Source organism: Ruegeria sp. CDSA246 (genome assembly GCF_059611225.1).
In genome coordinates this window covers 35,128-41,421 of record NZ_JBXWPD010000022.1, presented here as the reverse complement: position 1 = coordinate 41,421, position 6,294 = coordinate 35,128, and the positions used below count along the sequence as shown (strand labels likewise).

Here is a 6,294-nt window from a genome sequence, read left to right as displayed (position 1 = left end):
GGTGTGATAATAGCCCTGTCTCTTCGGGTTAAACTACCCAGCCGTCCGTCAATGAATACAAAGGCTCTGTTGATTGGCGTGGTATTTGCTGCAGTCGCAGTCGAGGTCACACGGTACTAACTAGAGGACACCGAATGTATTTTTGGGCTTGTCTTTAGGTAGAGGCGTTCGATGTTTCTCAGTCTTTTTGTAATGTAGCCACCAAGACTTGGTCTGGCCCAACATTCTCTTCAATGGCCGCTGTAATCTAGTTGGTCAGCGCATCCAGTGCCTCAGCGGTAACGGCTTTGGCTCGAAACTGCCCTCGGAGCGAGCACAGCATTGCCCCTAACGCTTTTTTGTTGATCCAACTGACGGCCAAATCCTGTCGTTGCTTAAGCAGCGCTCCGCTGCGCTGCTGCTTCCCCAATGCGGTCCTTCGGCAACCCTTGTCTTATGCCCCCTCTTCATAGCGCTTACGTTCTGCATCCGTCGCATTACGCCACTCTGCGCGAAGTAGGTCCATTCGCCGAGGAATACTGTTTTCGAGGACCTCCGCCTCAATGATCCGTTCTGTCCGAAAGTAACGAAAGCCTTCTCGCATCTCACACCATGCAGCGATGATGCGACTGGTGTCCCGATAACCCAGCAGCATGGGCCAGATCACACGACGAGTTTGTTGGCCTGAGTGGTCCGAATATTTCAGAGCTATTTTTTGGCGGCGCCGAATGGCCAGACGAATGGCCGCGGCGCCGAGTACTTCAACCGGCTGCGCGACGGGCGCAACGCTTACGGCCGGCTGAAGAAACGACGTCCGGTACTTGTCAGGTGCGACAGCTTCCAGCTTGGTGATTAGCTTCTCAGCCGCCAGCGCAAGCTCGGGTTCGCCTCGGGTCTGGACCCACAGCATGCCAAGCGTAACGGCCTCGATTTCGTCCGGGGTCAGCATCAGCGGTGGCATATGAAAGCCCGGCTCCAACACATAGCCGACCCCGGCCTCGCCATTGATTGGTACGCCCTGTCCGATCAGCGCTGCAACATCGCGATACACCGTGCGCTTGGTCACGCCCAGTTCCTCACCAATAGACTGGGCAGAGATCGGGCTTTTGGCACGTCTCAGGATCTCGATGACTTCAAATAGCCTGTCGCCGCGCCTCATGTGATCTCCTTTCGATGAAACAGAGCATACTGACAATATGCTGACAACACGCTGTCAGCATAGGCGCGGTAGATGCAGGAAAAACATTATAAAATGGAGATCAGAAGATGGGACATTTCATTGCTCTAACCCTCGCCGCTGTTATGCCAACAGCACTCGTTGCGGAGTCGGCGGAGCAGCGGGGAACTGCGCCGATCATGGCCATGGGCGTCTATGTGCCGACCGACAACATGGAGGAATCGGAGGCCTTCTACCGCGCCCTGTTCGACAGTGAACCGACAATCGGGCTACCCGAATTCGTGGCGTTCGATGTGGCTGGTGGCTGGTTCGCAATCGTGTCACGGGACAAGTACGCACCGGGGTCCGAGGCAGGTTCGGGCGCGGTTCCCTACCTGCAATCCGCCGATCTGGAGGTCTTGCACGCCCGCGCCACCTCTGCCGGTGTGACCGCGCCGGAGATCATCGAAGAGCCGGGCATCCACTTGCTTAAGATCACCGACCCCAACGGTCAGCTGATCGAGTTTTTCAGACTGACCGGTCAGTGACGCTCACAAGACTCAGCGCAATCTCAAAGGACATCCCATCATGCAAATGAACTACTTCGTCGTCGGTACCAACGACATGGCCGCCGCAACGCACTTCTATGACCAGCTTTTTGGTCAATTAGGCCTAAAGCGCGTCTCGCCCACCGACAGAATGACTTACTGGCTCGGACCTAATTTTGCCTTTGCAGCTGCCATCCCGTTCGACGAAAAACCCGCCACGAATGGCAACGGAACCATGGTCGGCTTCAGCGTCGGGTCGGCTGAAGAGGTCGTAAGGCTGCACGCATTGGCCATCGAGCTTGGTGGCACGAGCGAAGGCGAACCGAACCAACGTGGACCGCGCTTCTCGGCCTACGTCAGGGATCTTGACAGCAACAAGATTTGCCTCTCCGCCTAATGCAGGTCGCAAACGCACTTTCCGATTGAATGGAGAAGACTTTGAAACTCGTTCTTTTGGGCGCGAATGGGCGGACAGGTAAGCTTGTGCTCGTAGCTGTGCACGCACGGGACATGGAGGTCACAGCGGTCGTTCGTTCTGCAGTCAAAACGCCCGATCTACGACACCCAAGATTGCACGTGGTGGTCGGTGATCACTCTGATCCTGAGTTTCTCGCATCAGTGTTTCGCGACCACGGCGCCGTTGTTTCGGCCTTGGGCGGTGAGCTGCCAACAAAAGCCGCCACTTCTGTGTATTTCCGATCTTTTTACGCCATCGTCAAAGCGGCGTCGGCGACCAGACTCAAGCGGGTCTTGGTGACTTCAACGGCTTTGCTATTTCCAGACCAAACGCTGCTCGGAAAGCTCCTTCGTTTCGTTGTGCCGAACGTTGTACGCAGCGCCGATCGCATGGAGGATATCTTGAAGAACTCTGGCCTAAACTGGACCTCGGCCCGCGCGGGATTTCTCAAAAACCCGGTGTGACGGCATACCGTGCCCAAAGAGATGCTTTTCCCGAAAACAGAACAGCAGTTTCCCTGTTGGCACTTGCACAATTCCTGATTGATGCCATCTCGGACCCTGAGACCCAAGGGGCGGCATACGGCGTGGGTTCCGTCGCAAACTTTTCAGATGGCAGAGCATTAGTGGAATTGGTGAGCGGTTTACCCTGCCAGTTGGGCGAACTGCTGAAACGGACGGAGGCCGGGTGTGAATTGGCCTTTGCGGATCATGTTGACCAGTTCTATGCCTGCCAGGACAGATGCGGCTGAAGCGAAAGATTTGAATCCCAGCATGGGTCTGATCCTTCGTTTGATGAAACGGTGATCTTGCTCAATGATGTTATTGAGGTATTTCTGCCTGACCAATTCGATCGGGATCGGGCAGCCATAGCTTTTGAGCATCTTGTTGATCGCCTTGATGCCAGCTGTATTGGCTCCACTTTTGTCGATGACGATCTTGCGCGGTAGACCGTTCACCTCACCCGCACCATCTGCGGTTGCTGCCAGGAGATTGTCACCGACGCGCAGGCAAGTTTTGCCACCGAATTTGATAAGTGTACCTGCACCTGCGGTGCCAACTTCAAAGATGACGCTGCCAATGGTGCGTGGAACAAAGAAGTCCTTGATAAAGAAAAAGGAACGGATTCTACAGCCTAACGGCCCGGATCCAGGGACTGGGTCAAGGGCCGTTAGCTTGTTGCAGGTTTTAAGAACATTTTTATTGCGAACTCACGTGCTTCCTCATCTGTTTCTGCCTCATAAACCTCACCAACATCAGGGTGGTTCAATATTTCCCTCCAAGAGAAGCTGGGGGCTTCAAAGGAACTAATGATTTCGAGTCTCAAAGCTGAGTGACGCTCTGTCTCACGCTTAACAAGACCTTTCAGCTCGTTCTCTGTTAAGCCGATAGAAGCTACATCAAGTAGGTGTGTCAGATTAGGAAACTTTTGCGAGTAATTCATCATGGTAGCGATGGGAACATTGTTATTGTTTCCCACTCCCCTGTTGTTGGATTTCGTTCCACTGCGACTTGGACGTGCGTTAGTCCATCAACCCTTTCCGGTGGCCCATTTCGCCCGACATTGTTTGGGTTAGCTGATCCAATGCGTCGATACCCTCTGCCAACGTCCTCGCCAACGTCAAATGTAAACCTATGAGTATTAGCGGTCGGGTTTGCGGCTATTGCGTCTTGAAGTGGTTGCCCTCTCATAACGGTATCCGCACGCAACATTGCATCTTCCGAGTGGAACGCGGACGAAAGCGGTGATCAACACTGCAACGACCAAGCCGATGATATGACGCAACTGGCCGAACATACTCAATTTTTTTGGGGGGCAAGAAAATTCCATCTTTGTGGATCGATCTTCATGCTTTCACCAATCTCGCAGATTGTTTGAAATTCCTGCTCGTCTGGCAAAACGTCGAATTCAAACAGCTGCTCACACAGGTTTTCGAATGCTACGCCCCATTCGCCGTGTTCAGCAGTCGATTGATAGTCGTCCAGCCATTCATCGTCTAGCCGACCTATAAACTGCTGAATGAGGGATACAGTTGCTCTTTGAATTGCGTTTTCCATGTCAATACTTCGGATATGCTCTGATGGTACCATCGGCATAGCCGCCGCACTCAAAATCGAGAGCAGCATCGTAGTAATCAAGCCAATAATTTGGCGAAGAATACTCAAGCCTCAGGTTTACACCCTTTAATTGTCTCTACGCATGGCTTTCCATTCGGCAATCAGTTCGAGCACACGCTCGTCCATATCTGCTGTGGTTAGGCCGTGAGTAGTAGTTGCACCTGGCCGAATCCATCGGGATACAAAAGTCCCTGCATGCCTGTAAATGCCTGGAAATTCTTCCATCATAAACCCAGCAAGTTGGCCTCCTGATAAACTAGGGTCAATTTCCAGTACTTCTAACAAAAGCTCCGACGGTTTAGCGCCATCGTCAACTCTACTTGCCCAGTTCCGTTTCATACTACGGCCTCACGAACTCAAAATCGATAACGTTACTACCAGGCCTGGTCGTCTCAACAACTTCCGAATAGCCATGGCTGGCTGCGATGCGTCCAGTCCATGTATTCCTCGCTGCGTCAGTTCGAGTCATACCTGAATTCACATTATTGATGAACTGCGAATAGTTATCGCTGCCCGTACCTGGAATCCACACACCTTGCACTCTATCAACCTTTACCCCATCACGTTGTAGGCGAAGCATTGCACTATTGAACATGTCTGTCCCTGACCCGAGCGCCGCCGCATCACCACCCGCTGCGACATTGAATTCCAAGGAGCCATTTTTAAGCGTAATCTCGATTCCATGACCAGCATCAGGGTCTCGGTAGAGGTATTGAGCATCAACATCAGATCGATTGATACGATTTAGGTCATCAGAAATATCGACACGCGGTGGCAACGGTCCCTTATTTGTGGCAATTGTGGAGTGGAAAAACGCTGATACTTCCTCTGCAACACTCCAGCGGTGCAGCGCGCCTTTACTGCTCACGTTCGTTAGATGAGCACCTGCGATCGAAACATCCAACGCCACAGCGTGATAGTTTACTGAGTTCAGTGCGCCGGTAGGCGCTACATTAGGCCCGGCGAGCCGGGTCAAATGGCCGAGGTTGATCGATTGATTGGCCGTACCAAAAGCATGGCCGAACCAACCTACTGCTGCAGGATCAAAAATGGCGGGAGAGCTCGCGCTCACGTGATTTAGCTCTTGGGGAGGTGCTCTGGCCGCAAATGCAAGATCACCTGGTCGACTATCGTCGTAGCTGACAGCGACCGGATAGTAGATTTCAGACCAGCCGTCAGGCATAGCCCAAGCCGAACTTGCTCCAAAGACTGTAAACAGCAAAATCAGGAAAGCTTGAACTAGGCGAAAGAGCACATTCACTCCACCTCTAGCCATACAAGACCCTCGTATTCAGTCGCGCCTAAGCCCGCTGCCTCCATCAGATTATTGAGATAACAGTAATGACCTTGCTTCGGAACTTCCGACCAAGGGCTTGGCATAATGTCTTCCTCTGACAACCAAGTCTCTTCAGATTCTTCGCATACATAGACGATCTGCCCAGTAGATTTTATTCGAACTGGCACAACCCAACCTTGATCACAGTTTGGACACCAATGTTTCTTTAGGGCCATGGATAAGCTGTCCTGATTTCGCTGCCGTTTCTGGTCATAGTAACAATCCGAATATTGGTTTCGCCAGCCGTTCCTATCGTCCGACCCATTGGGACCACATATGCTAATGGATCATTTGGATCAGGTGCTCCGCGTTTTTTCCAAGCTTCATCGACCAAAGCTAGCGCATCATCACCCTGAGCATTAAACACACTATGCTTTCTCTTGCTGGGGTTACCGCCTCCGCCGTTGTGGCGAACATCGGTGATGCTAAGCAATTCAGGACCGGCCGCGACCTTGCAGCCTGGCTGGGGCTGACGCCGCTCAACAAATCCAGCGGCGGAAAGGAAAAGTTAGGCAAGATCACTAAGAAAGGCGACCGATACATCCGAAAACTCTTGATCACCGGCATGACGTCGCGGGCGCTGATGGGCAGGAAGCATCCAGAGCGCCTGGATAATCTGGGTGATGCTGACAAAACAACAGGAATACCGGCAGCCGACCGCCTGACAAGGCCGACCTGCCCAGAGATGCAAGACGTTTGAT

The 6,294-nt window shown here is 52.7% G+C and carries 8 protein-coding genes and 2 pseudogenes; 4 read left to right on the top strand and 6 right to left on the bottom strand.

All coding sequences use genetic code 11. From position 1 onward, the window contains the following. Nucleotides 1–433 precede the first annotated feature (433 nt). Nucleotides 434–1,138 carry a helix-turn-helix transcriptional regulator gene (locus AC2FI9_RS21050; protein WP_496770495.1) on the bottom strand — a complete coding sequence of 235 codons (705 nt, stop codon included), beginning with the start codon at nucleotides 1,136–1,138 and terminating at the stop codon, nucleotides 434–436. 107 nt (nucleotides 1,139–1,245) lie between these two features. Here AC2FI9_RS21050 and AC2FI9_RS21045 point away from each other — a divergent pair, with 107 nt between their 5' ends. The 3 genes from AC2FI9_RS21045 to AC2FI9_RS21035 are packed head-to-tail and all read left to right on the top strand — an operon-like array spanning nucleotide 1,246 to nucleotide 2,604. Beyond that, the gene (locus tag AC2FI9_RS21045; RefSeq protein WP_496770492.1) at nucleotides 1,246–1,683 is read left to right on the top strand and encodes a VOC family protein; all 438 of its coding nucleotides are present in this window, start codon (nucleotides 1,246–1,248) and stop codon (nucleotides 1,681–1,683) included. 40 nt (nucleotides 1,684–1,723) lie between these two features. After that, the gene (locus tag AC2FI9_RS21040; RefSeq protein ID WP_496727550.1) at nucleotides 1,724–2,080 is read left to right on the top strand and encodes a VOC family protein; all 357 of its coding nucleotides are present in this window, start codon (nucleotides 1,724–1,726) and stop codon (nucleotides 2,078–2,080) included. Between the two features lie 29 nt (nucleotides 2,081–2,109). Next, nucleotides 2,110–2,604 (top strand): NAD(P)-dependent oxidoreductase, encoded by a 495-nt coding sequence (locus tag AC2FI9_RS21035; protein WP_496770489.1) that lies wholly within the window; start codon nucleotides 2,110–2,112, stop codon nucleotides 2,602–2,604. 179 nt (nucleotides 2,605–2,783) lie between these two features. On the opposite strand, the pseudogene AC2FI9_RS21030 reads toward AC2FI9_RS21035, so the two are convergent. The 5 genes and pseudogenes from AC2FI9_RS21030 to AC2FI9_RS21010 form a co-directional block, all read right to left on the bottom strand. Further along, nucleotides 2,784–3,107 (bottom strand): annotated as a pseudogene (locus AC2FI9_RS21030) (DDE-type integrase/transposase/recombinase); the annotation flags it as partial. Between the two features lie 203 nt (nucleotides 3,108–3,310). Beyond that, a complete protein-coding gene (locus tag AC2FI9_RS21025) occupies nucleotides 3,311–3,619 on the bottom strand; it encodes a hypothetical protein (protein WP_496770487.1) in 309 nt (102 codons plus the stop codon). Nucleotides 3,620–3,939: 320 nt separating this feature from the next. Then, the gene (locus AC2FI9_RS21020; protein WP_496770485.1) at nucleotides 3,940–4,305 is read right to left on the bottom strand and encodes a MafI family immunity protein; all 366 of its coding nucleotides are present in this window, start codon (nucleotides 4,303–4,305) and stop codon (nucleotides 3,940–3,942) included. Between the two features lie 18 nt (nucleotides 4,306–4,323). Beyond that, the gene (locus AC2FI9_RS21015; RefSeq protein ID WP_496770483.1) at nucleotides 4,324–4,596 is read right to left on the bottom strand and encodes a hypothetical protein; all 273 of its coding nucleotides are present in this window, start codon (nucleotides 4,594–4,596) and stop codon (nucleotides 4,324–4,326) included. Nucleotide 4,597: 1 nt separating this feature from the next. Continuing rightward, entirely contained in the window at nucleotides 4,598–5,533 is a 936-nt protein-coding gene (locus AC2FI9_RS21010; protein WP_496770482.1) for a hypothetical protein, read from the bottom strand. A gap of 430 nt (nucleotides 5,534–5,963) precedes the next feature. On the opposite strand from AC2FI9_RS21010, the pseudogene AC2FI9_RS21005 reads away from it, so the two are divergent. After that, nucleotides 5,964–6,167 (top strand): annotated as a pseudogene (locus AC2FI9_RS21005) (transposase); the annotation flags it as partial. Nucleotides 6,168–6,294: the final 127 nt, after the last annotated feature.

Bases quoted from the DNA above. Each gene is read 5' to 3' on its own strand.
- AC2FI9_RS21040 (WP_496727550.1), top strand. From the start codon at position 1,724: ATGCAAATGAACTACTTCGTCGTCGGTACCAACGACATGGCCGCCGCA.
- AC2FI9_RS21035 (WP_496770489.1), top strand. From the start codon at position 2,110: ATGGAGAAGACTTTGAAACTCGTTCTTTTGGGCGCGAATGGGCGGACA.
- AC2FI9_RS21045 (WP_496770492.1), top strand. From the start codon at position 1,246: ATGGGACATTTCATTGCTCTAACCCTCGCCGCTGTTATGCCAACAGCA.
- AC2FI9_RS21010 (WP_496770482.1), bottom strand. From the start codon at position 5,533: ATGGCTAGAGGTGGAGTGAATGTGCTCTTTCGCCTAGTTCAAGCTTTC.
- AC2FI9_RS21050 (WP_496770495.1), bottom strand. From the start codon at position 1,138: ATGAGGCGCGGCGACAGGCTATTTGAAGTCATCGAGATCCTGAGACGT.
- AC2FI9_RS21015 (WP_496770483.1), bottom strand. From the start codon at position 4,596: ATGAAACGGAACTGGGCAAGTAGAGTTGACGATGGCGCTAAACCGTCG.